The organism is Klebsiella sp. 28 (genome assembly GCF_018223905.1).
Taxonomy (GTDB): domain Bacteria; phylum Pseudomonadota; class Gammaproteobacteria; order Enterobacterales; family Enterobacteriaceae; genus Klebsiella; species Klebsiella pneumoniae.
Window position 1 is genome coordinate 1 of sequence record NZ_JAGRQY010000336.1, and the last position, 539, is coordinate 539.

Annotated in this window: 1 protein-coding gene; it reads right to left on the minus strand. The window is 60.1% G+C overall.

The annotated features are described in order from the left end of the window. Positions 1-539 (minus strand): alpha-amylase family glycosyl hydrolase (locus KHQ28_RS28955; RefSeq protein ID WP_266097871.1); only part of this gene is annotated, 539 nt, incomplete at both ends.

Below are 539 nucleotides of genomic sequence, written 5' to 3' on the forward strand. Positions count from 1 at the left end.
CCATTTCTCTCCGCCGGGATAATCGACCTTTAAATGGTGGAAGTTAAAGGTCATCGACAGCTCGCGGCCGTCCAGCGCGGCGTACTGCTGGCAGTGCTCCAGCGAGGTGGAGGACATCTCGCCAACGGTCATCAGGTTACGCGGGGTGAAGACATCGCGGCTCATCTCCTGCAGGAACTCATGCACCCGCGGGCCGTCGGTATAGAAGCGGCGGCCATCCCCGTCCAGATCGCAGGGAAAGGTCTGGTCTTTTGAGATCAGGTTGACCACGTCGAGGCGCAGACCGTCGACGCCGCGGTCAGCCCAGAATTCGCAGACCTTTTTCAGCTCGGCGCGCACCGCCGGATTCTCCCAGTTGAGATCCGCCTGCTCAATGGCGAACAGGTGCAGATAATACTGCCCGCTGTCGGCGTGCCACTGCCAGGCGTTACCGCCAAATTTAGAGCGCCAGTTGTTCGGCAGGGCGTCCGGTTCGCCATCGCGCCAGATATAGAACTGGCGGTAGGGACTCTCCTTATTCAGCGACTGACGGAACCATT